19 protein-coding genes are annotated in these 21754 nt (G+C 62.8%); 7 read left to right on the forward strand and 12 right to left on the reverse strand.

Annotated features, from left to right (window positions below):
- The 6 genes from ACTHL0_RS16200 to ACTHL0_RS16225 all read right to left on the reverse strand — a co-directional run.
- The coding region (locus tag ACTHL0_RS16200) for an EamA family transporter (protein WP_440567825.1) at positions 1-212 on the reverse strand (212 nt) is incomplete at its 3' end.
- A 26-nt stretch (positions 213-238) separates the two neighbouring features.
- Complete coding sequence (locus ACTHL0_RS16205) at positions 239-1690, reverse strand: FAD-dependent oxidoreductase (protein ID WP_440567826.1); 1452 nt, start codon at positions 1688-1690, stop codon at positions 239-241.
- 5 nt (positions 1691-1695) lie between these two features.
- The gene (locus ACTHL0_RS16210; protein ID WP_440567827.1) at positions 1696-2733 is read right to left on the reverse strand and encodes an isopenicillin N synthase family dioxygenase; all 1038 of its coding nucleotides are present in this window, start codon (positions 2731-2733) and stop codon (positions 1696-1698) included.
- 700 nt (positions 2734-3433) lie between these two features.
- The gene (locus tag ACTHL0_RS16215) at positions 3434-4207 is read right to left on the reverse strand and encodes a BPSS1780 family membrane protein (protein ID WP_440567828.1); all 774 of its coding nucleotides are present in this window, start codon (positions 4205-4207) and stop codon (positions 3434-3436) included.
- Between the two features lie 240 nt (positions 4208-4447).
- Positions 4448-5590, reverse strand: coding sequence for a DUF1700 domain-containing protein (locus ACTHL0_RS16220; protein ID WP_440567829.1), 1143 nt, complete (start codon positions 5588-5590; stop codon positions 4448-4450).
- 222 nt (positions 5591-5812) lie between these two features.
- On the reverse strand, positions 5813-6139 hold the full coding sequence (locus tag ACTHL0_RS16225; RefSeq protein ID WP_440567830.1) for a PadR family transcriptional regulator: 327 nt from the start codon (positions 6137-6139) through the stop codon (positions 5813-5815).
- A 372-nt stretch (positions 6140-6511) separates the two neighbouring features.
- Here ACTHL0_RS16225 and ACTHL0_RS16230 point away from each other — a divergent pair, with 372 nt between their 5' ends.
- Positions 6512-7201: a hypothetical protein gene (locus ACTHL0_RS16230; RefSeq protein ID WP_440567831.1), complete on the forward strand. Its 690-nt coding sequence runs from the start codon at positions 6512-6514 to the stop codon at positions 7199-7201.
- Between the two features lie 155 nt (positions 7202-7356).
- Here ACTHL0_RS16230 and ACTHL0_RS16235 read toward each other — a convergent pair whose 3' ends face one another.
- The 6 genes from ACTHL0_RS16235 to flhD form a co-directional block, all read right to left on the reverse strand.
- The gene (locus ACTHL0_RS16235; RefSeq protein ID WP_440567832.1) at positions 7357-8559 is read right to left on the reverse strand and encodes an ROK family transcriptional regulator; all 1203 of its coding nucleotides are present in this window, start codon (positions 8557-8559) and stop codon (positions 7357-7359) included.
- Between the two features lie 73 nt (positions 8560-8632).
- The gene (locus ACTHL0_RS16240) at positions 8633-9427 is read right to left on the reverse strand and encodes an ATP-binding cassette domain-containing protein (RefSeq protein WP_440567833.1); all 795 of its coding nucleotides are present in this window, start codon (positions 9425-9427) and stop codon (positions 8633-8635) included.
- Between the two features lie 101 nt (positions 9428-9528).
- On the reverse strand, positions 9529-10527 hold the full coding sequence (locus ACTHL0_RS16245) for an ABC transporter permease (RefSeq protein WP_440567834.1): 999 nt from the start codon (positions 10525-10527) through the stop codon (positions 9529-9531).
- 84 nt (positions 10528-10611) lie between these two features.
- On the reverse strand, positions 10612-11565 hold the full coding sequence (locus ACTHL0_RS16250; RefSeq protein WP_440567887.1) for a sugar ABC transporter substrate-binding protein: 954 nt from the start codon (positions 11563-11565) through the stop codon (positions 10612-10614).
- 475 nt (positions 11566-12040) lie between these two features.
- On the reverse strand, positions 12041-12622 hold the full coding sequence (gene flhC / locus ACTHL0_RS16255) for a flagellar transcriptional regulator FlhC (RefSeq protein WP_440567835.1): 582 nt from the start codon (positions 12620-12622) through the stop codon (positions 12041-12043).
- Positions 12623-12639: 17 nt separating this feature from the next.
- Positions 12640-12960 carry a flagellar transcriptional regulator FlhD gene (gene flhD / locus ACTHL0_RS16260; protein ID WP_440567836.1) on the reverse strand — a complete coding sequence of 107 codons (321 nt, stop codon included), beginning with the start codon at positions 12958-12960 and terminating at the stop codon, positions 12640-12642.
- 615 nt (positions 12961-13575) lie between these two features.
- On the opposite strand from flhD, the gene ACTHL0_RS16265 reads away from it, so the two are divergent.
- The 6 genes from ACTHL0_RS16265 to ACTHL0_RS16290 all read left to right on the forward strand — a co-directional run bounded on the left by ACTHL0_RS16265 (position 13576) and on the right by ACTHL0_RS16290 (position 21746).
- Positions 13576-14826, forward strand: a complete 1251-nt coding sequence (locus tag ACTHL0_RS16265; RefSeq protein WP_440567837.1) for an SfnB family sulfur acquisition oxidoreductase — start codon at positions 13576-13578, stop codon at positions 14824-14826.
- 52 nt (positions 14827-14878) lie between these two features.
- A complete protein-coding gene (locus ACTHL0_RS16270; protein WP_440567838.1) occupies positions 14879-16150 on the forward strand; it encodes an SfnB family sulfur acquisition oxidoreductase in 1272 nt (423 codons plus the stop codon).
- Positions 16150-17553, forward strand: coding sequence for an LLM class flavin-dependent oxidoreductase (locus ACTHL0_RS16275; RefSeq protein WP_440567839.1), 1404 nt, complete (start codon positions 16150-16152; stop codon positions 17551-17553). The genes ACTHL0_RS16270 and ACTHL0_RS16275 overlap by 1 nt, the downstream gene beginning before the upstream one ends.
- A gap of 5 nt (positions 17554-17558) precedes the next feature.
- Positions 17559-19115, forward strand: a complete 1557-nt coding sequence (locus ACTHL0_RS16280; RefSeq protein WP_440567840.1) for a sugar ABC transporter ATP-binding protein — start codon at positions 17559-17561, stop codon at positions 19113-19115.
- A 131-nt stretch (positions 19116-19246) separates the two neighbouring features.
- Positions 19247-20203: an ABC transporter permease gene (locus ACTHL0_RS16285; RefSeq protein WP_440567888.1), complete on the forward strand. Its 957-nt coding sequence runs from the start codon at positions 19247-19249 to the stop codon at positions 20201-20203.
- 286 nt (positions 20204-20489) lie between these two features.
- Positions 20490-21746, forward strand: coding sequence for an SfnB family sulfur acquisition oxidoreductase (locus tag ACTHL0_RS16290; RefSeq protein ID WP_440567841.1), 1257 nt, complete (start codon positions 20490-20492; stop codon positions 21744-21746).
- The last annotated feature ends 8 nt before the right edge of the window (positions 21747-21754 follow it).

Genomic DNA, 21754 nt, shown 5'->3' on the forward strand with positions numbered 1-21754 from the left:
CCGAGGACAAGCAAATGCGGCCAGCCGGTGCGCAGCGCGCGCAACTCGCCGCGTGCGGCCAGCATCGGTACGAGGAAGCACGAAGCGATGGCGACACGCAACGCGATCAGCGCGACCGGCCCGAACGGCGGCACGGCCACGCGCAAGAGTAGATACGAGCCGCCCCACAGGGCAGCGAGCGTCAGGAGTTCCAAGACATCGGAGCGGCGCATGGGGCGTCTCGTGATCGTCGTTGTCGTCAGGCTTGAGCCGCCTCGCGGGCGGGCATGCGCACGCTATCCCCGATCTCGTAGAAGAGCTTGTGAACGGTCTCGTTGAACGGCGCCTCCTTCAGCCGCGACTGGATCATCGCATGCAGCGCATCGCCGCCCGCATCGTTGCTGACCGCCGCTTTCAGTAACGCGCGCACATAGGCTTCGAGTTCGCTTGCCCGGTTGTACGGGAGCGGGCTGCGTGGATCCTGAAGGAAGGCCACGAGATCGCGAACACCGACGTCGAGTAGCCGGTCCATCTCCCAGCCCGTCTTGTTCTGCTCGCTCAGCACCGAGAACGGATTGCCCTCGTACGGCGCGGAGCGCAGGCCCAGTTCCGCAGCGATCATCGCGGCGACGAGCGGTGCCATCAGCACGCCGTTGCGATACGTGCCGGTCGCAATGTAAAGGTTCGCGACGCGCGTCTTGCCCACGAGCGGCCGTTTGAACGTGGCGATGGGACGAAACCCGACGCGGATCTGCTCGATACGGCTCGTGCGAATTTCGGTGTTGATCTGATGGATCGCCTCGTCGAAAAGGCCATGCAACTCGCCGGGCTGTACCTTCTGTTCCGCGTCCTCATCGATACCGGTGAAATTGGTGGCACCGACGTAAAGCAAGCCGCTCGCGGTTCGAGGTACGACATGGATGCCACAGGCGAACGTGCGGTTCGGCGTGCGGATCGTATGAGCCACTGCGGGGGCACCGCTGACCAGACACGACACGCCCTTGCCGAAGCTGACCGCGGGCAGCGCGGCGTCGTCGATGAGCGATGGGTCGAGACAATCGAGCGAGCGGGACCCGTTCGCGAGGATGACGGCATCGGCCGTGACCGTCCTGCCATCGGCGAGCTTCGCAGCCCACGACTGCCCGTCCGGCTTTACCGCGATGACGGTGGTATCGAGGTGCTGGTAGTTGTCGCGCTTCGCGAGCGCGGCGATCATCGCGTCGAGCAGTTCACCGGAGTCAACGGAGTGCTCGTTCTTCAGATAAAGGCATAGTGACGGCGCGTGGACCGGAGCGGGCTTCAGTCCGGGTACGTCGGAGGGTTCGATCCACTCGGCAGGCTCGCCGCGCAACATGGCTTCTTCATGCATGCGGCGTATTCCGTCTCGATCGCGCGCGCCGGTGTTGTTCGCGATGATGACGGTGCCCTTGACTTGCGACACGCGCGTGCCGGACAGCTCGCGAAGCCGCGCAAGCCATGCCGGGTAGTAGCGCTGCGCGGCAAGACGGAAATCGAACTCCGCCATTTCCTCGGGGCCGTCGTCGGCAGACAGTTCGCCAAATGCGCCGAGCATGGCGCCGGCGGCGCGCGAAGCCGAGAGCGCATCGCCGGCACGCGGAAACGCGTTGATCACCTGTACGCCGCTCTCGCTCAATTCCAGCGCGATCGCCAGACCGACCACTCCACCGCCGATGACTATGATGTTTTTCATTGGCTTCACTCCTGATATGCGGCCGTTTCGGCCTGAGAGGGTTGCTTGCGGTATTCGAAGACGCCGTCAAAACTCTGCACGAGATGGGCACCCATCGTCGTGGGCAGGTAGCGCGCCGGATGCTGAGCCGTCACGAACCGCGGCAGTGGCTCGACCACACAATCGAAGTCGGGATCGAAGAAGAAGTTGAGCGAGTGGCGCGTGCGGCCGGATACGTTCAGGACGCGGTGCGGCGTGGCTCGCCAATGGTCGTTCGTCCACATGCCGGTCACGTTGCCAAGCAGGCACGTGAACGTGCCTGGGATGCGCGGCGCACGAATCCATTGCCCGGACGGATCGCAGACTTCGAGCCCTTCCTCGTCGATCTGCCAGATTACGGTAACAATCCCGTAGTCGGTATGGGCGCCGCAGCCGATCGCCCCGCCCATATCGCCCGGCGGTTGCTGCGGATAGCGCGCGGCCCGCAGTTGCGCGAGCGGTTTGAGCGTGCGCTCGGCAAAGTAAGTATTCGGCAGCCCGAGCCCGAGCGCGAACAACTCGCTGACATTGCCACACATCGTCAGCCATTCGCGGTAGAGCCACGATAGCGTCGGCCGCAACAACGGCAGTGCCGCGGGCCAGGCGTTGGGGCCATGGAAAAACTTGCCGTCGCGGACGTCCGGATCGTCGAGGTCCAGCTCGAGCGCCATGTCGAACGCTTCTTTGATGTCCTTGATCGGACTGCCGTAAGCGGTCTCTTCGCCTGCCGGTACATACCCGCGATGAAAAGGCGAGTTGGCGATGTTGATCGCCATCTTTTCTGCGAGCGGCAGGTCGAAGAATGCGCGCACGGCCGACTCGGCCTGCTCCAGCAGATGCGCGGGAATCCCATGATGCTCTACGTAAAAATAGCCGTGTTCCCGGCAGACCCTGCCGAGCACCTGCGCAAGTTCTTGCTTGCGTTGTTCGTCTCTCGTGAGAAACGCGGCCAAGCTGACGATCGGTATGTGTTTATCGCCGGCATGATATCTGAGATAAATATTTTGATCCGAGGAGTTAGTCATAACGTTCCCATTTCTTGTTTCTTGTTCGCTGCGCACGATCCAGGAGATGCTTGATCAGTAGCAATCAATTGAAAATTCAGATCTCGAAGTTGGATTCGAGTGGCGATGCTGATGCGGGAAAACGCCGCTGCTTCGCGCGGTCAGTTTGATGATCCAGGCGCATCCGGAGCTCGCTTTTTCAAAGCAAGCGGTAACGGCATGGGGCAGCGATAAATCTCGTTCGTGACGTCAAACCTGATGTGGCGGGCCTCCATGGGGTTTAAATGTCAACGAGAGACTACTCCAGTGATTCAGGCTGATCAAGATCGCCCCATTTTAGTGCGTGTAAATCTTTGTAACGACAATTCGCCCAAGAGGCATATTATGTTTTTGTAATGGGAAAATCTCACGCAAGATTAAGGATAATCTTACGCCGGCGTCGGTGGATATTTTATTGAAAAACTGATATTCGAAGCGACGCTGTCGCCGTTATTCGGGCGCCATACTCGTAAAGGTTCTGGCCTGGAAACGTTTTCGGCGTGTTGGCGAGTACTCGCCATTCATTCGGCAAAATGCGCTTTTGTCCGGCGCCTGCAAAAAAAGCGTGCAAGCGACTCAGCGCTGGAGGAGGCGTGCCGCGGCCGACATGTTGCCGGGCCGGCAGCAAGCACGGAAACGGTGAGGTCGTCGAATCGAATCATCCTGCGGTGCATAAAGCGGGCTAGGCGAATAGGTCGCGATAGCCGCCGTAGATCGACATCAACATCAGCGGCGTCAATGCGAACGACGTCAGCAGAAGCGGAATGCGGCCCGCAAGCAGCACCGCATCGGCCGCAGCCACGACGTAGATCAGCGTCGTGCGCCAATTGCGGACGGCGCCGTGCAGGCTGGCCGCCATCGCGTCGAGCGGTCCCACCTCCCGCAGGATGACGAGCGCGGGAGCGAACCAGGCGGCGGCCAGTGCAACGGTGAAGATCGGCAGGGCGACGAGTGTCGCAATCGTCCCATGCAGGCCTGGGCCGCCATACGTGATCGACAGATGATGGACGCCGCTCGTGACGAACGATTTGAGCACGGAGGCATCGACGGCGATCGCGCAGAGTACATATCCGACGGTGATCAGCGCGGCACTGGCCAGCCCGATTGCCAGCAGAGCGTAGTGGTGGTGGGCAACGGTGGCGACGATGTCGCTCAGCCGCGCGGGCCGGGCGATCCGAACGCGCTCTTGCGCAACCATCAACGCGCCGACGAGCAAAGGGGCAATCAGGACGATAAAAGGGCGCAGCAAGGGAACGTGTTTGCAGGCTACGGCGAACGCGGCGCACGCCAGCATGGCACCCAACCACAGCAGCGGTTGCGTGCGCACGGCACGCCAACCCGTTTCGAGCCAATCGAGGATGAACATGGCGTCGAGCTGGAAGCCGTCGAGATGCGCCGGCGTAGGGGCGGGCCGGCGCCCAGCGGAACGGGAAACATCGGCTAGATGCAGGCTCATGGCGATTCCTCTCTTTCGATGCCGCTTGATGGGTGAGAATAAATATAAGGACTACTAACTAATTGATGAGCAGGCGATGAACGGCCACAGTAACGCTAACGGCTAACGGCTAACGGCTAACGGCTAACGGCTAACGGCTAACGGCTAACGGCTAACGGCTAACGGCTAACGGCTAACGGCTAACGGCTAATGCATGAATGTACGAATGCCTGACTGACTGCGTGACTGTGTCAGTACGCGTTACGACGTCTGTCCACGTGCTCCGAGCCGCGCGGAGAGCGCGTCGGCTTGGCGATGGACGTAGCGCGCCAGGGCGAGCCACGTCTTGCGAGTCAGCCAGATGCAGACGATGAGGCCGAGCACCCCGCCGATCAGCATGGCCAGCGCGTAGCGAAACGTCATCGCACCGAACGACCATCCCATCGGGGCGACGATCTTGACGCGATCGTCGGCGCTTTGGATCGTGATACCTTGCTGCGGATCGATGACGACCGAATCGGAGCCGCTCTTGACCGCGAAGTGGTTCATATCGCCCTGTGCGTCTTGCTCGAACCGGACGTGATCGGATCCGTTGTCGTCATGCAGATCCCAGATGAACGTCGTTTTGTCGTTGTGGGCATGGCTGATCGACACCGCTTTGCCTTCGTCGTCCTTGACGACCATCGAGGTGACGTCGTTCGTCGCAATGCGATACGTATGGCCGCCCGCCGGGGTCAGCAGCTTTTCGGCTCCGCTGACGACGGCGGCGATCTTCATCTCGCCATCTTCGTTTTTGAGGACGACCAGACCATCGCGCGTGACGATCGAAGCTTTACTGCCCTCATCGAGGTTCAGGACGAAGTGATCGCCGTCCACCTTGACGTCCCCGAGATCCGGCGCTTGGCCGCTTGCCTCTTTATCGCCGTCGCTGCGGGAAGCCTCGGACGCCGCATGGGCCACATTCGTGCTGATGTGAATCGACGGTTTATCGGCGGGCGGCCAGCCGAATACCTGATGGCTTCCGACATAGACAACGGCAATGAGCCCGCCGAGCGCGAATGCGCCTGAAATCATGTAGCCCGCCGTCAACAGCCCGAGATAAATGATGAACGGCACGAGCAGCACGAGGTTGAGCAGCCCGAGCCCGGCAATCGACACGACAACCCGCGCGAGATTGCCGAACGAGCGGCGCGCTTCCCATTGACGGTAGGTGGCCTGCGCCTTGATTTCCCGCGCCAGCTTGCCGGGATCGCCGAGCGCGGCGAGTACCTCCTCTTCATCGCGGCCGGCGGCAATCGCGTCGCCGATGTACTCGCGGTAATCGGCGACGATTTCCTCGATTTCCTGTTTGGGCAGGCTGGCCAGACTTTGCCGCAACCGCTGAATGAATTCGTCCTGTTTCATTGAGCTTCTCCCTAGTGTCCTGTCCCGTAAGTTCTTTGATAAATGAAATTGTCGATTTGGTGTCGGCCGGTGTTAGCGCTTTAGCGCTTACTCCGGCCCCATGCAAAGCCTGTCAGGCAAGGAGCGAGGAGGCGCCATAGCCGTAGCTATGGCAACGACGAGCGACGCCGCCTGGCGGCCAAATGGGCGATTTCATATCAAAGGAACTTGCGGGACAGGGCACTAGCCTCGTTTCATGCCGGGCCTGCCGAGCACGCTATTCACTTCGTCGACAAAACTTCGCCACTCGTCTTGCATCGCATTCAGGCTCATTCGCCCTTGATCCGTCAGCGTGTAGTACTTGCGCGGCGGGCCGGAGCTCGATTCGACCAGATAGGTCGATACCCACGCCTCGGCTTGCAGCCGGCGCATGAGCGGATAGATCGTGCCTTCGCTGATCTCCATCGTTTCCGATAACGTCGAGACAAGCTCATACGCGTAGCTGTCACCGCGTGCGAGCACGGCCAGAACGCACATGTCGAGCGTGCCTTTTTTCAGTTGGGTCTTCATGCGCGGCTTCGGCTTCCTGACTGCTGAGTGCTATGCATCGCAAGGTACTTGGTTTGGCATGGTGCGAACTGTAGCAGGCAGTATTGTTTTATGCAAGGTACTGGGTGAAGTAGAGGAGCGGGGGCCGACTATCGGCGCCACACGATGAAAATTCGATGGGAGCAAAAGACGCGAAGAGATGCTCCGCGCTAAGGGGAAGTGAGCGTTCGCGGCGGGTTTCCCGTCGTTTTCCCAGACTGCAGGACTGCGTCCCGTGCGCGATCCGTTCGCGCTACCGCCGCGGTGGCGGGTGACCTAACGTTAGCGAGGCACGCGTTCCGGATCGAGTCGATCGTCCGTATCCGGTCTATTACTTTGACTCATTGAATGGGAATGACTATGTCCAGCCTGCCTGAATTTCGTCCAAAGATCATCGATGTGGCCGTCATCGTCGATGCGCCGCGTATTCTTTACCATTACGGGCCGAATAAGGCGCGCGACCACAAAGGCTTTAGCGACTACATCCCGCTCGGAGCGAACAGCGAGGGCGTGGGCTACGTCTATATGCTTTCCACGTGGTGGGATTCGAGGAGCGAGGGCGGCTCGGAGTTGGACATCTTTGGGAAGCGAGGCAACATCATTCGTTGGCGCATCCAGACGCTCTCATTGGGGGGTGTCGCCGACGGCGTACCGGCCGATTCAACCATGGCCCCGGCCTATCTGCAAGGCGAAGCGGATGTCGAGAGCGTGGCGTATCGCGCCTTCATCCGGGGGTTCGTCTTCAATCAGGGCGCCGAGAATCTTACCCCTCCAAAGCAAGTCGTCGAAACCGTGAACAGCTGGGAAATCGATGTGACGACGAAGAACATCGTGCGCAAGGAGATCACGGACGTCTACTGGGAGTCCACGGTGCTGAACGAAGGGGAAGTCGTCTATCACATGCCGTTCAACCTTTTCTGCAACTGCGAGGATTGCAACGACAATAGTGACGGCGGCGATGACGGTGGCGGAGGCGGCGGTGGCGGTGGAGGGGACGGCTGCGGGGGATATCAGCACGACCCGTTCATCAACAAGCCCGCCTGATGCAGGCGACCGTCTGATTCAGTCTCACTTTGGCGGCAGCGATTGCTGCCGTTCGACTTGAGCGGAAACAGCGGATGTTCAATCCCGGCAATGGTTGAAAGTGAATCGGCCAAAGGGAACGCCGTCCATCGCCACGCAATGGCTCAATCAATGGCTCAATCCTTCAAAAACAACTCGTGCGTCGGCGCGAAATGCGCGTAGAGCGGCAAAATCGCACCGCCCATGGCCCGCGCATCGGCGCCGATCGTCCCTTCAATCAACTGCGGCCGGACCATCCCTTCCCACTCGATGCGATCGAGCGCGGCCTGCGTGCGCCGAATGAGTTCGCGGACGAGTTGCCGATCGACCTCGCCATCGATGACGATCGCTTCCAAGTCAAGCAGCGCCGTGGAACCGGCAATCGTCATCGCGATGGCGGGACATGCCTCGTCGAGCCATCGTTCCGTGATGGCCCAGACGTCGGCGCCGAGCGCGCGATGATCATGCGCCGCAGCCGCCGGTACACCTGCCGCCACGAAGCGCTGTTCGAGCACGAAACCCGACGCCGTATGCAGTAATTGTCGCGGCGCCCCCCCGTTGCCGATGGTCAGCGGCATCGAGCCGACCGCGCCGGCATTGCCGTGCGGGCCACCATGCAAGCGCCCATCGATCACGAGCCCGCCGCCGATGAACGTGCCGACGAACAAGTACAGAAACGAACGAATGCCACGCCCTTGTCCCATGACGAGCTCGGCCGCGCACGCCGCCGTCGTATCTTTGGCGAATTCCACCGGCAGTCCCGTCATCGCGGCGATGCGCGCCCGAATATCGATCGCGTTCCACGCTTCGAGCGCGGCCGGCGGCGCACCGAGAAAATCGCGCCACCCGCCAAGCCACAACGGTGCAGCCACGCCGATCCCCACGACCTTGTCGGCCCGGGTGCCGAGCGAATCGGTTACGCGCGCGACTTTGCTCTCCAACGCGGGAAACAGGATGTCGGGATCGGGATACGCGTATTCGAGAACATCGCGCGTGCAAACATGCCCCATGAAATCCATGGCGAGGACATCGAGACTGCGGCGGCCCACTTTGATCCCGATCGTATAGGCCCCTTCGGGCCGCAGCGCAATCGGCACCGACGGCTGGCCGATCCGCCCACGCACGCGGGCTTGTTTGGCGAGCAGGCCGTCATCGATGAGCCGATCGACGATCGTTGACACGCTTTGCATGCTGAGCCGGGTGAGCCGTGCGACGTCGGCTTTCGGCAGCGGCCCATGCAAGCGGATCGTTTGCAAGACGATGCGCTCGTTGAATTGCCGCATGCCGACCTGGTTCGAGCCGACCGTTCTCGTCGCGTGCGGGGGCGTGCGCACATTCATGCTGATGGATCATCATGCGGGGGGATCCGCTTCCGCGCAAACGGATGAGCCGCGGCGCCGGTCGAGCGTGCCCTCATGCGATGGCTCGGACATCCGCCTGCTTGGCGCCCGTCATGATCGCGACCGCGTCGGACATATGAATGTCCTTCGTACGCACAAGCGCCGCGCGCCGTCCCAGCCGCTGGATATGGATCCGATCGGCGATCTCGAACACGTGCGGCATGTTGTGGCTGATGAGGATGACGGGCAGGCCGCGGTCGCGCACGCGCCGAATCAATTCCAGCACCATATTGCCTTCCTTCACGCCGAGCGCGGCGGTGGGTTCGTCGAGGATGACGACGTGCCGGGCGAACGCGGCGCTGCGAGCGACGGCCACGCCCTGGCGCTGCCCGCCCGACAGCGTTTCGACTGCTTGCCGCATGGAACGAATCCCGATCTGCAAGTCCTTCATGGCCGAGGTGGCTTCCTCCAGCATCCGGCGTTTGTCGATCATTTTGAGCAGAGAACCGCGCCAGCCGGGCAAGCGGCGCTCGCGGCCGAGAAACAGGTTCTCGGCGATCGTCATCGCCGGCGCGACGGCCAACTCCTGATAAACGGTTTCGATGCCTTTCTCCCGCGCATCGAGCGGGCTGCGGAATCTCACGGGTGCGCCATCGAGCAGAATCTCCCCTTCATCGGGGACGGTCGCGCCCGAGAGCGCTTTGATCAGCGAGGATTTGCCGGCGCCGTTGTCGCCGATGACGGCCATAATCTCGCCGGGCATGACTTCGAAATCACAGCCGTCCAGCGCGGTCACATGTCCGTAGCGCTTCACGAGGCCACGCGCCTCGAGCACGGGCTGGGTGGAGTGAGAGCTTGAGGTCGACATGGCGTTTCCTTGGCGAATGCGAACGAATACGAATACGAAACGAATATGAAGACGGATATGAGTGCGAATGCGAGGGTGGACGAGCCCGGATCGCCGATCCCTCAGCCGCGCCGGTGCGAGAGCTTGTCCGCCGCCACTGCCAGGATCACGAGAATCCCGGTGATCAGCACTTGATAGACGGACGAGACGCCGATCAACGTCAGCCCGTTGCGGAACACGCCGACGATCAACGCCCCGAGCAGGGTGCCGACGATCGATCCTCGCCCGCCGAAGAGGCTTGTGCCGCCGAGCACCACGGCCGTGATACTGTCCAGGTTGTCCGTTTGCCCCGCCTGCGGATCGCCCACGCCGGTGCGCGAGATCAGCAGCAGGGCCGCGACGCCGTAGATGAACCCCGCGAGCGTGTAGACAGTCAGCAAGATTCGCTGCGACGACAAGCCCATCAGACGCGCCGCTTCGGGGTTGTTGCCGAGGGCATACAAATGCCGGCCCGGCACAGTATTTCGGAGTACAAACCAAGTGGCCAGATACATCAACAGCGCGAGCACGGTGCCGTACGTGACTTCGGCGGGCCCGAGCTTGAACGTGTTGCCGAGAAACATCATCGCATCGGGCAGACTCGACACCGTTTCCGCGTTTGAATAGATCTGGGTCAGCGCAAAGGCGATGTTCAGCGTGCCGAGCGTGACGATGAACGAAGGCAGCTTCACGCGTGTGACGAGTACACCGTTCAGCAGTCCGAACAACGCGCTTGCGCCGATGCCGCACAGGATGGCGAGGATCGGCGGCACCCCTAGATTGACGGCGAATTTCGTCATGATGATGGAGCCGAATGCCATCACCATGCCGCATGAAAGATCGATGCCGGCTGTCAGCACGATCAGCGTTTGGCCGATCGCAATCACGGCGACAACCATCGTTTGCTGAAGAATCAACGAAAGATTCTGAAACGACAGAAACCGATGACTTTGCGACATGAAGAAGGCGCACGCGGCCACGAGAGCGATCAACGGGCCGGCCTCGGCGATGGTCGGCAGGCGATGGCCGCGCGCTTGTGGGGCGGGGGCCGGGGTGAGCGGTCCGGCGGATTGAGTCGTCATGATGCGTCTTCTCCTGCGATCGAAATGGAGCACGGAGCCGGCGCGGCAGATTGGCGCCGTACCGGAGCCGTTACCAACGTACCGTCACTTGCCCCAGCAGTTTTCGAGGCCGAACTTCGTGTCCTTGCTATCGACGCCGGACATCGGCTTATCGGTGATCAGCGTCACGCCGGTATCCGTGTAGCCGCTCACTTTCTTGCCTGTCTTCGCGTAGTTGATTCCGGCATCCACGCCCATCGAGGCCATCTTGAGCGGGTATTGCTGGGCCGTGGCGGCGATCTGCCCGGCCTTGACGTTGCGCACGCCTTCGCAGCCGCCGTCGATCGACACGATCAGCACGTCCTTTTCCTTGCCCGCCGTTTTCAGTGCGCGATAGGCGCCGGCTGCTGCCGGCTCGTTGATCGTGTAGACGACGTTGATGCCGGGCGCCTTCTGCAAGCAGTTTTCCATGGCTGCTTGGCCCTTCGATTGATCGCCGCGCGTGTCCTGGCTGCAAACGATGCTCGGGTCGCCTTGCTTGATGCCGAAGCCCTGGAGGAAGCCGTTATGCCGCAAGATCCCCACCGAGATGCCTGGGGCGAGATCGAGCGTGGCGATCTTGGCGGGCTTGCCACCCAGCGCCTTTTTCGCATATTCGCCGATCAGGACGCCGGCCTTGAAGTTATCGGTGGCGAAGAGCCCGTCGGTTGCATCCTGCGGGTCCGTGGGCGTATCGAGCGCAATCACCATGACGCCCGCCGCGCGCGCCTTCTTGATCGACGGCACGATGGCCTTCGTATCGCTGGGCGTGATCAAGATCGCTTTGGCGCCCGCCGTGGTCATGTTTTCGAGTGCCGTCACCTGCGCGCTGTTGTCGCCGTCGTATCTGCCGGCCGCCGTCAGCAGCTTGGCGCCGTCTTTTTGTGCGGCAGCTTCGGCGCCTTCCTTCATCTTCACGAAGAAGGGGTTCGTGTCGGTCTTGGTAATGAGGCCAATGACAGGCTGATCGGCGAACGCAACACCGGCGCATAGCGCCGAGGCAGCTGCTGCGCCGAACATCAGGTACTTGGCCGCAGCCAGGCAGGGACGGGTCTTCATCGAACGCTCCTCCTCCGGGTGGTGGACAACGAACTGGCAGCGCGTGGCATCGGCTGCTCGATTAAATCAATTTTGTGGATTTACTTCAGCAGCCAGGAGGGGAGGAGTCAAGCGCGGGGAATGAATGCAATGCAATAGGAAAGCATTCCAACGAAGGGCTTAAAAGCAGCGTCAATCGCGACCACGCGGGCATGGCGCAACGCAGCAACAGGGCCTGGGCGCTCAGGGAATATCCCGAGTCCAATTTGCACGAAGCGTTTAATTGGCTGCTTTAGCGAACTTGACCGTGGCGGCGTGGGAAGGGCGGATCGCAAGGTCGATCGCCGTAGAAAAGCCTCGGCAAGACGGACGACGAAACAGCACGCGTGATGAACCGGGAATTCGTCACGCGGCAGGTGGAGCGAAACAAGAAAAGAGGAGGAGGCGGGCGGGGATGTTAGGCCGCGTGCGCGGCGGCTTGGGCCGGTTGCGTGCTTTCCGCGTTGTGCTTCGCGGCGCTGGCGCGCTTGGTCTTGCCCGCGCGCGACGGCGGCTGACATGCGCCGCACACGACGTTGTTCTGGAGATCGTGCCGATGAGCGACGAACTTGCCGCTGCAGCGGCAGCACGGCGTCAGCTGCAAGATGTCCGCATCGAAAAAGCGCACGAGTGTCCAGGCGCGCGTCAGATCGAGTACGGGCTCGGCATCGCTATGCTTGCAGTGCTCCAGATAGAGGCGGTAGCCCTTCGTGAGCGCATCGAGGTGCGAACACCCGGCTTCATGCTTCAGGAAGACGTAGGTGTTATAGAAGAGCGACGCGTGGATGTTCGCGAGCCATGTCATGTACCAATCGGCCGAGAACGGCAGCATGCCTTTCGGCGGCGACACGCCCTTGATCTCGCGGTACAAACGGATCATGCGATCGCGCGAGAGCGTCAGTTCGCTCTCGAGCACCTGCATGCGCGCCCCGAGTTCGATCAGGGCGATGGCACGGAACACTTCCTGGGCGTCTTCCGTCAGGCTCTTCTTCTGGACCATGGCGCGTTTCCCTCCGTTCACGCGAACTGCTCAGCGGGCTGGCTGGCGAGCAGAATCGCAGTGTGCGTGGCGGCCACCTCGGTATTCTTCGCGGTTTGCGTCAAAGCCGAGAGCATCGCGTGATCGTTGAAGCGGAAAAAGCACAAGAGCTGATCGGAAGCAGCCAGCTTCACGCATTGCGCGAGCGACAGCCCGGCCAGCAGATCGGCCAGTTCCGACGACAGGCCAAGGCGGAACATGCCGATGGCCTTATCCTCGCGCAGCATCCGTTGCGCGAGCATGATGTACGACAAATTAATTTCGCGGATAGAGTCCAGCGTTTCGCTGCTGCGGTCCATTTCTCACGTTTCCGAAGCCCCGTTGACCCGGTCCGGTATTTTATACCGTGTAATTTTGTCGCTCGCGGGGGCGACATCGTTTGCGCGTCCCCGGTGCATCGTTTGATACAGCTCGTTACAACTTGTAACACCATGGGGCCATTCTAAGAAGCACTTTTACCGAAAGCAATCCCTTCCTAATAAATTGTAGGAAAAAAACACGTATGCGACTTTCGGCAATTTTTTCACGTTTTTGTAACAAGAAAAATTGACCGCATTCAATCAGGGGTTTGCCCTAGGAAAATGGGTGCTGAAGCGTCTTTTTCATCGAAATGAAGGGTGTTTGTAATTTTTGTGCTGTCAGTTCGTAATGTTTCAGCAGGACCGTGCGGTTGTGCCGCCCGAGCGAGCCGCGCCTTTGGCCGGGCATCGGCACAGGATGCCGCCTCCGCGACGCGCCCAATTCGATATTCACGATAAGCAAGTGCCGATTTGCTGGTAGGCCGCAGCGGCGAGTGCTGGTCCAATTGAGGCTTGGACCCGTTCATGCGACAGGCGAGATTCTATGGACCGCACCGTGGTGCGAACCGACGCAGACGCAGGACGGGCATCGCCATTCGCCCGATCCGGACACTCATGCCGACTACCGAAACACTCGCCGCCGGCGGCCGCTTGCCGCGGCTCCCGAGCCCTTCCCGCGTGCAGCGTATCGCCGATGACGCCGCCGCGCTTGCTGCGGCCCGTACGCTAGCCGCTCAGTTCGCCGGCACGGCGTCTCAACGCGACCGCGAGCGCTTGTTGCCGTGGGACGAACTCGATCAATGGTCTGAAAGCGGGCTCGGTGCCATTACCGTTCCGCGCGAATACGGGGGCGCCGACGTTTCTTTCGCGACGCTCGCTGAAGTTTTCGTGATTCTTTGCGAGGCAGATCCGGCGCTCGGCCAGATTCCGCAGAACCATTTCGGTGTGCTTGGCTTGTTGAAAGAAGCGGGTACGCCTGAACAGAAGGCCCGCTTCTATGCAGAAGTGTTGGCAGGTTGGCGGCTAGGCAACGCGGGACCCGAACGCCGTTCGGCCGATGCGCCGACCATCTTGCACGGCACGACCCGCCTCTCGTCGACGCCGGGCGGCCTGCGCCTGTCCGGCCGGCGCTTCTATTCGACGGGCGCGCTGTTCGCCCATCGGGTGCCGGCCCGTGCGATCGATGACGAAGGGCGTGCTGTGCAGGTCTGGGTGCCGCGCGACGCGCCGGGGCTCACCGTCATCGATGATTGGAATTCGTTCGGACAACGAACGACCGCCAGCGGCACGGTCGTGTTCGACGATGTCCTGGTCCATCCCGAGGATGTCGTCGCCGTGTGGCCCCTCGCCGGCCGCCCCGGTCTTTACGGTCCGACTTCGCAACTGATTCAGGCCGCGATCGATCAGGGCATCGCCCAGGCGGCTGTCGCCGATGCGCTGACTTTCGTGCGCGAACGTGCCCGGCCGTGGCTCGATTCCGGTGTCGAGCGTGCGAGCGATGACCCCTACATCATCGCCGACGTCGGCCGATTGCAAGTCGAATTGCATGCGGCGCACGAGGTGTTGCTCGAAACCGGCCGGACGCTCGATGCGCTCGCCGCGCGGCATGTCGATCACGAGGCCAGCGCGCGTGCATCGGTGGCCGTCGCCGAAGCGAAGGTGCTCACGACGCGCATCGCACTCGAGGCCAGCGAGAAGCTGTTCGAGCTGGCCGGTTCCTCGGCCACCCGTGCCGCGCACAACCTCGATCGTCATTGGCGCAACGCGCGCACTCACACGCTGCACGATCCCGTGCGCTGGAAGCTGCATTTGATCGGCAACTATCACCTCAATCACGTGCTGCCCGCACGGCACTCGTGGAATTGAAGCGCGTGTTGAAGGTGGAATCGAATACTCGAACCGAAACCGGGGTTGAACCATGACGCTCGAATTTCCGGTGGCGCCCGACGAAAGCGCCACGCATGCCGTCTCCGCGCCATCGCCCGCGCAAGGGGATCGGCCTTATACGCCGGCGCGAATCGAAGGCGATGCGCATGCTGTCGAAGTCGCCAAAAAACTGGCTGCCGAGTTCGCTCCCGAAGCCGCACTGCGCGACCGCGAACGCCGCTTGCCATGGGCCGAACTGGACGCGTACGTCGCGAGCGGCCTGTGGACGATCACGGTGCCGCGTGCTTACGGCGGCCCAGGCGTGACGGCGGGAACGCTCGCGGAAGTGGTGGCCACGATCTCCGCAGCCGACGGCTCGCTCGGCCAGATTCCGCAGAACCATTTCTATGCGCTGGAGGTGCTGCGCGTGGGCGGCACGCCTGCCCAGCAGCGCTTCTTTTATGACCGCGTGCTGGCCGGGGAGCGCTTCGGCAATGCATTGGCGGAAATCGGGCAAAAGGATTTCAAGCGTCGTACACGGCTCACGCGGACGTTCGAGCGCTGGCAGATCGACGGCCAAAAATTCTATTGCACCGGTGCGCTGTACGCCGATTGGATCCCGACGCTCGTCGTTGCCGAAGAGGACGGCCGCGATGTGACCTACCTTTCGTTCGTGCCGCGGCACACGCCGGGCGTGACGATCGTCGACGACTGGGACGGCTTCGGGCAACGCGTGACAGGCAGTGGCTCCGTGCGGTTCGAGCAAGTCGCGGTGCAGCCCGAATGGGTCGTGCCGTTCGGCGCGTCGTTCGAGCGTGCCACGACCATCGGCCCGTTCGCGCAGATTCTTCATGCCGCGATCGACCTCGGGCAAGCGCGCGGCGCATTCGCTGCCGCACTCGATTTCGTGCGCGAGCGCGCGCGCCCATGGGTCGACGCAAAGGTTGCGCGTGCCGCGGAGGACCCACTCGCCATCGTCCAGTTCGGCGACCTTGCGGCGCGTCTGCGTGGGGCCGAGGCGCTGCTCAGGCGTGCGGGACGCTTCGTCGACGCCGCGCAGGCCAACCCTGGCGAGCAGTCCGTGGCGGAAGCATCGATTGCCGTTGCGCAAGCGCGCGCGGCAACGACGGCGATCTCGCTCGACGCAGGCTCGCGTCTTTTCGAATTGGCGGGCACGGCAGCCACGCTCGACGATCTCGGGCTCGATCGATTTTGGCGCAATGCGCGCACGCACACGCTGCACGATCCGGTGCGCTGGAAGTATCACGCCATCGGCAACTTCTATCTGAACGGCAAGCTGCCGCCGCGGCATGGAGCACTGTGATGGCGAGTATGGGCAACGGTAAGCGCGTCCTGCTCAACGCGTTTCATATGAACTGCGTCGGCCATATCAATCACGGCCTGTGGGCGCACCCGCGCGACCGCTCGTCGGACTATCGGTTGCTGTCGTACTGGACCGAACTTGCGCGTACGCTCGAGCGCGGGCTGTTCGACGGCTTGTTCCTGGCCGATATCGTCGGTGTCTACGACGTCTATCAGCGCAACGTCGACGTGACGCTGCGCGAGTCGATCCAATTGCCCGTCAACGATCCGGCGCTGCTGGTGCCCGCCATGGCCGCCGCCACCCAGCATCTTGGCTTCGGCGTGACCGTGAACCTGAGTTACGAGGAGCCGTATCTGCTTGCGCGGCGCTTTTCGACGCTTGACCATCTCACGCAGGGGCGCATCGGATGGAACATCGTGACGGGGTATCTCGACAGTGCGGCGCGTGCGATGGGACGCGCCGCGCAACTGCCGCACGACGAACGGTATGACCGCGCCGACGAATACCTCGACGTGCTGTACAAACTGTGGGAAGGCAGCTGGGAGGACGATGCGGTGAGGCGGGACAAACGCGCCCGTGTCTATGCGGACCCGGCGAAAGTGCATCGTGTCGAGCACGGGGGCCGGTACTACCGGGTGGATGGCTATCACCTTTCCGAGCCGTCGCCGCAACGCACGCCGGTGCTGTTCCAAGCAGGCAGTTCGGGACGCGGACAGCGTTTCGCGGCCCGCCATGCCGAGTGCGTGTTCATCTCGCCGCCGAATCGGGAGGTGGGGCGTGAAACCGTGCGTGCGCTGAGAGCGGAACTTGTGAGAGCGGGGCGCCGCCCGAACGACGTCAAGATATTCGTCGGCGTGGCGGTCGTGCCGGGTGCGACGGAGGCCGAAGCGCGCGAGAAGCATGCGGATTATCTGCGCTACGCGAGCCGTGAGGCGGGTCTTGCGCACTTCGCCGCCAGCACGGGCATCGACTACGCGCAGTACGATCTCGATGCGCCGGTCGACTACACGCCCGGCAACGCGATCGAATCGGCGACGCGCACGGCGCAGGCGCACGGCTGGACGCGCCGAAAGCTGTTGCACATGTTCGAGCTCGGTGGGCGCTATCCCGCCATCGTGGGCAGCGCGGGGCAGGTGGCCGACGAGCTCAGCAAGTGGGTGGACGAAGCGGATGTGGATGGCTTCAATTTGAGCCGCACCGTTGTACCGGAGAGCTACGAGGATTTCGTCGATCTCGTGGTGCCGGAGCTGCAGGACCGTGGGCGCTATAAAACGGCGTACGACGCGGGCACATTCAGGCACCGGCTGTTCGGCGAGGGAGACCGGCTGGCTGCGCGCCATGCGGGGGCTTCGTTCCGCTCGCGCGCAACTGCGCCCGCGGCATCGCCCGAGCCGTTTATCTAGTCGCCATGCCGCCTCCCGTTCTGCGCGCCGCCGGCATCGTCAAGTGCTTCGGTCAGAACACCGCGCTCGATCGCGTCGACCTATCGATCGAGGCGGGGGAGGTCGTCGCGTTGATGGGGGCAAACGGCGCGGGCAAGTCCACGCTCGTCAAGATACTGAGCGGCGTGTATCGCGCCGATCGCGGTGCGATGACGCTGGGGGACGAGCCTTATCTGCCCACGTCGCCGCACAACGCGGTTTGGCATGGCGTGGTGACCGTGCATCAGGCCATTGCCGATGCGGTCGTGCCCTCGCTGTCGGTCGCCGACAATCTGCTGCTCGATGTACTGTGCGACGCAAATGCGCCCTGGTTTCACCCAGGTAAGGTGCGGCGCGCCGCTGCCGCTCAGCGCGCGACGCGCGTGGGCCTGCACGTCGATCTCGACGCGCCGCTCGCCAGCCTGCCGCTGGCCGCGCAACAGCGCGTGACGATCGCGCGGGCCCTGGCGGCGCAGCCCAAGCTGCTGATTCTCGATGAGCCGACCGCGAGCCTGTCTGCGCTCGACGCCGAACATCTATTCGATTTGATCGAGCAATTGCGCGCCGAAGGTGTCGCGATCCTGCTTGTATCGCATCGGCAGGGCGACTTACGGCGGATGGCGGATCGTGTTGTCGTCATGAGAGATGGCCGTATCGTCGGGGCGCTGAAACGGCCGATCGATTTCGACGCGGCACTCGAGACGATGCTCGGGCGGCCATTGCAAACCGCTCGAGCCGCTCAGGTCCAATGTGAAGCGCCCGCCGAGGCGGATACGGCCATCGGTACCCGCCGCCGCGGCGCCCCCGCGCTCGCTATTCGAGGGTTGCGTCTGCGCGCCGATAGCGCACCGTTCGATCTCGACGTTCATCGCGGCGAAATCGTCGCCATCACCGGCCCGCTCGGCAGCGGAAAATCGCGCTTCGCACGTACGCTCTTCGGGCTGTCGCGTCCCCTCGAAGGGAGCGTCACGCTCGACGGTGCCCGTTGGCAGCCGCGCTCGCCTTCCGAGGCCATTCGTTCGGGCGTGTTCATGCTCGGCGAGGATCGGCGCCGGACATCGCTGTTTCCCGACAGCGTGCCGTTTGCGACCATCGCGGGCACCATCGGCTTTCCGTTTCTGCGGCGATGGTTCAAGAGCGGCATCGTGCACTCGCGACTCGAGCATCAGGCAGCGCTCGAGGCGATCGAACGCTTCGGCATCCGCTGTCGTGGCCCTGCGGACCGGCCTGGCCGGCTCTCCGGCGGCAATCAGCAGAAAGTCGCACTGGCACGCTGGCATGCGGAGCCCGCGCGCGTCCTTTTGCTCGACGAGCCGTTTCAAGGAGTCGATGCCGGCGCCCGCGCCGATATCGTCGAACTGCTGCGCCGTCACGCGCATTCGCGGGCCACCCTCGTGTTCGTCAGCGATCTCGAAGAAGCACTCGAAGTGGCCGACCGAATCGTGCATTTCGACCGTGGCGCGCCGGACGCTTCGGTCGCGCCGAGCCTATCAGCCGTTTCAGTTTCCGTTTCGCATCCCGTTCCTGCGCCGATATCCCAATGAACACCCGTCCATCCTCGAATCAGCGATCGCCCAGTGAGGCGATCGTGCCGGCGTCCGTGTACCGCAATCCATCCGAGCCACGCTCATGGTTCGGCCTCGCTGCGTTACGCAACGCACTGGAGCGCACGGGCATGCTGCTCGCGCTGGCCGCGCTCGTTATCGTTTTCTCGGTGGCGCAGCCGGCATTTCTCAACGTCGACAATCTCTTCAGCATCCTGCAAGGCGTGTCGATCACGGCGCTACTCGGCATTGGGGTCACACTCACGTTGGCCGTTGGCGGCTTCGACCTGTCGGTAGGCAGCGTGGCCGCCACCGCGCAGATGGCGGCGAGCTATGTCCTCATCGTCTGGCACGGCAGTACGGTCGAAGCCCTCGCGGCCTGTCTAGCGCTCGGCGCGCTCGCGGGGCTCTTCAATGCACTACTGATCACGCGGCTGCGCGTGCCCGACCAACTCTCGACGCTTGGCACGCTGTTTCTGCTCGCCGGCCTGCAGCTTATTCCTACCGGCGGCCGATCGCTGGCGACCGGTACGATTCTGCCGGACGGGACCGAGGCGTCCGGCGTTTTCCCGGACGCTTTTCTAGCGCTAGGCCGCCTGCGAGTGTTCGATATCGTGCCGTTGCCGGTTATCGTGCTGCTGTTGCTGACGGTGCTGGGCGTCATCGTGATGGAGACGACGCGTTGGGGCCGCGTGCTCTATGCAATCGGCGGGAACGAAACGGCTGCGCGTCTTGCGGGGGCCCCGACACGCGGCTACCGCGCGGCGGCGTATGTGGCGGCGGGCGCCATCGCGGCACTCGGCGGCGTGCTGATCGCCGCGCGTGTGGGCCGCGGCGATGTGAGCGCCGGCCATTCGCTTCTCCTCGATGCGGTGGCCGCATCGCTCGTCGGCTATGCAGTCGGGGGCCTCAAACGCCCGAATGTTCTCGGCACTGTGATCGGAGCGGTATTCGTCGGCGTGCTGCTCAACGGGTTGACGATGCTCAACGCGCCGTACTACATGCAGGACTTCATCAAGGGCACCCTGCTCGTGGCCGCGCTGGCGTTGACGTTCAGCGTCGGCAAACGCGATGAGGGGCACGCGTAACGGATAGACATAGCGCGTGAAATGCGATGCGCCGGTCATGACGAATGATCGTGCCCGGCATCGTGGCCGCATTCAAGCGTGACCCATGACGATTTTACTGACCAACCGGCGTCGATTGGAACCATCGATCGACGCGATCGTTATCGCGCAAGGCGAGAACAGCATATCGTCGCGACACTGAAAAGGATCCGAGACTCGAAGGAATAACGATCGTCGAAAGCCTCGTTTGGCGACATCGCGTGTCGCTGATAGCGTGTGTCGATGATCACTGACGCCGGAGCCTTCGATGTCCACCATCGACGAAGCAGTTCCCCTGAACCGAGAACCCGAACAAGAATCCGAACAGGAACCCGCACACGCCGTACGCATCATCTCGAACGATGCGCAGGCCATCGCCGTCGCCCATGAACTGGCGGCTCGTCTGTCCAAGGACGCCGCAGTGCGCGACCGCGAACGGCGCCTGCCGCACGACGAGGTGGAATGGTTCTCTCAGTCGGGCCTGTGGGCGATTACCGTCCCGAAGGAATACGGCGGCGCGGGCGTGTCGTTCGTGACCTTGACCGAAGTGGTGAAAATCGTTGCCGCAGCGGACCCATCGCTCGGGCAGTTGCCACAGAATCACTTCGGCCTCGTCGACGTCATCGCATTGACCGGCACACCCGAGCAGAAGCGCTTCTTCTTCTCGCAGGTGCTGGCGGGCAAGCGTTTCGGCAACGGCTTTTCCGAGAAGGGCACGAAACACGTGCTCGATCTGAAGACGCGCGTCACACGCGACGGCGATGACTATCGCGTCGAAGGCACGAAGTTCTATTCGACGGGCGCACTGTTCGCGCACTACGTTCCCGTGCTCGGTCTCGATGAAGGCGGCAAGGGCTGGCTCGCCTATATCCCTCAGGGCACGCCGGGTCTCACGGTGATCGACGACTGGTCGGGCTTCGGGCAACGGACGACGGCCAGCGGCACGGTGGTGCTCCATCACGTGCGCGTGCCCGCATCGCACGTGTTTCCGGCGCATCGCGTGTCGGATGAACCGACGTTGAACGGCCCGATCTCGCAGATCCTTCAGGCGTCGATCGATGCCGGTATCGCGCATGCGGCGGTGGCCGACACCTTGCGCTTCGTGCGCGAGCGCACGCGGCCGTGGGTCGATAGCCACGTCGAGCGCGCAGCCGACGATCCGCTGACGTTGCGCGAGATCGGTCGTCTGCATATTCAGCTGCACGCGGCCGATGCGCTGCTCGAACGCGCCGCGCGCGTGCTGGACGAGATCGCCGAACAAGCGCAAACCAGCGAGGACGATGTGGCGCGCGCGTCGGTCGCCGTCGGCGAGGCCAAGGTGCTGACGACGGAAACGGCGCTACTCGCCGGTGAAAAACTGTTCGAGCTGGCCGGCACCCAGGCGACGCTCGCCGAGCACAACCTCGACCGTCACTGGCGCAACGCGCGCACCCATACGTTGCACGATCCGGTGCGCTGGAAGTACCACCTCGTCGGCAACTACTACCTCAACGGCGCGAAGCCTGCGCGCCATCCATGGAATTGATGCCGGCT

The sequence above is a fragment of the Trinickia sp. genome, from assembly GCF_051961175.1.
Taxonomy (GTDB): domain Bacteria; phylum Pseudomonadota; class Gammaproteobacteria; order Burkholderiales; family Burkholderiaceae; genus Trinickia.

What these genes read in the sequence shown, in the direction of transcription:
- ACTHL0_RS16205 (WP_440567826.1), bottom strand. Translation starts at nt 1,690, where the DNA reads ATGAAAAACATCATAGTCATCGGCGGTGGAGTGGTCGGTCTGGCGATC.
- ACTHL0_RS16210 (WP_440567827.1), bottom strand. Translation starts at nt 2,733, where the DNA reads ATGACTAACTCCTCGGATCAAAATATTTATCTCAGATATCATGCCGGC.
- ACTHL0_RS16215 (WP_440567828.1), bottom strand. Translation starts at nt 4,207, where the DNA reads ATGAGCCTGCATCTAGCCGATGTTTCCCGTTCCGCTGGGCGCCGGCCC.
- ACTHL0_RS16220 (WP_440567829.1), bottom strand. Translation starts at nt 5,590, where the DNA reads ATGAAACAGGACGAATTCATTCAGCGGTTGCGGCAAAGTCTGGCCAGC.
- ACTHL0_RS16225 (WP_440567830.1), bottom strand. Translation starts at nt 6,139, where the DNA reads ATGAAGACCCAACTGAAAAAAGGCACGCTCGACATGTGCGTTCTGGCC.
- ACTHL0_RS16230 (WP_440567831.1), top strand. Translation starts at nt 6,512, where the DNA reads ATGACTATGTCCAGCCTGCCTGAATTTCGTCCAAAGATCATCGATGTG.
- ACTHL0_RS16235 (WP_440567832.1), bottom strand. Translation starts at nt 8,559, where the DNA reads ATGAATGTGCGCACGCCCCCGCACGCGACGAGAACGGTCGGCTCGAAC.
- ACTHL0_RS16240 (WP_440567833.1), bottom strand. Translation starts at nt 9,427, where the DNA reads ATGTCGACCTCAAGCTCTCACTCCACCCAGCCCGTGCTCGAGGCGCGT.
- ACTHL0_RS16245 (WP_440567834.1), bottom strand. Translation starts at nt 10,527, where the DNA reads ATGACGACTCAATCCGCCGGACCGCTCACCCCGGCCCCCGCCCCACAA.
- ACTHL0_RS16250 (WP_440567887.1), bottom strand. Translation starts at nt 11,565, where the DNA reads ATGTTCGGCGCAGCAGCTGCCTCGGCGCTATGCGCCGGTGTTGCGTTC.
- flhC (WP_440567835.1), bottom strand. Translation starts at nt 12,622, where the DNA reads ATGGTCCAGAAGAAGAGCCTGACGGAAGACGCCCAGGAAGTGTTCCGT.
- flhD (WP_440567836.1), bottom strand. Translation starts at nt 12,960, where the DNA reads ATGGACCGCAGCAGCGAAACGCTGGACTCTATCCGCGAAATTAATTTG.
- ACTHL0_RS16265 (WP_440567837.1), top strand. Translation starts at nt 13,576, where the DNA reads ATGCCGACTACCGAAACACTCGCCGCCGGCGGCCGCTTGCCGCGGCTC.
- ACTHL0_RS16270 (WP_440567838.1), top strand. Translation starts at nt 14,879, where the DNA reads ATGACGCTCGAATTTCCGGTGGCGCCCGACGAAAGCGCCACGCATGCC.
- ACTHL0_RS16275 (WP_440567839.1), top strand. Translation starts at nt 16,150, where the DNA reads ATGGCGAGTATGGGCAACGGTAAGCGCGTCCTGCTCAACGCGTTTCAT.
- ACTHL0_RS16280 (WP_440567840.1), top strand. Translation starts at nt 17,559, where the DNA reads ATGCCGCCTCCCGTTCTGCGCGCCGCCGGCATCGTCAAGTGCTTCGGT.
- ACTHL0_RS16285 (WP_440567888.1), top strand. Translation starts at nt 19,247, where the DNA reads ATGCTGCTCGCGCTGGCCGCGCTCGTTATCGTTTTCTCGGTGGCGCAG.
- ACTHL0_RS16290 (WP_440567841.1), top strand. Translation starts at nt 20,490, where the DNA reads ATGTCCACCATCGACGAAGCAGTTCCCCTGAACCGAGAACCCGAACAA.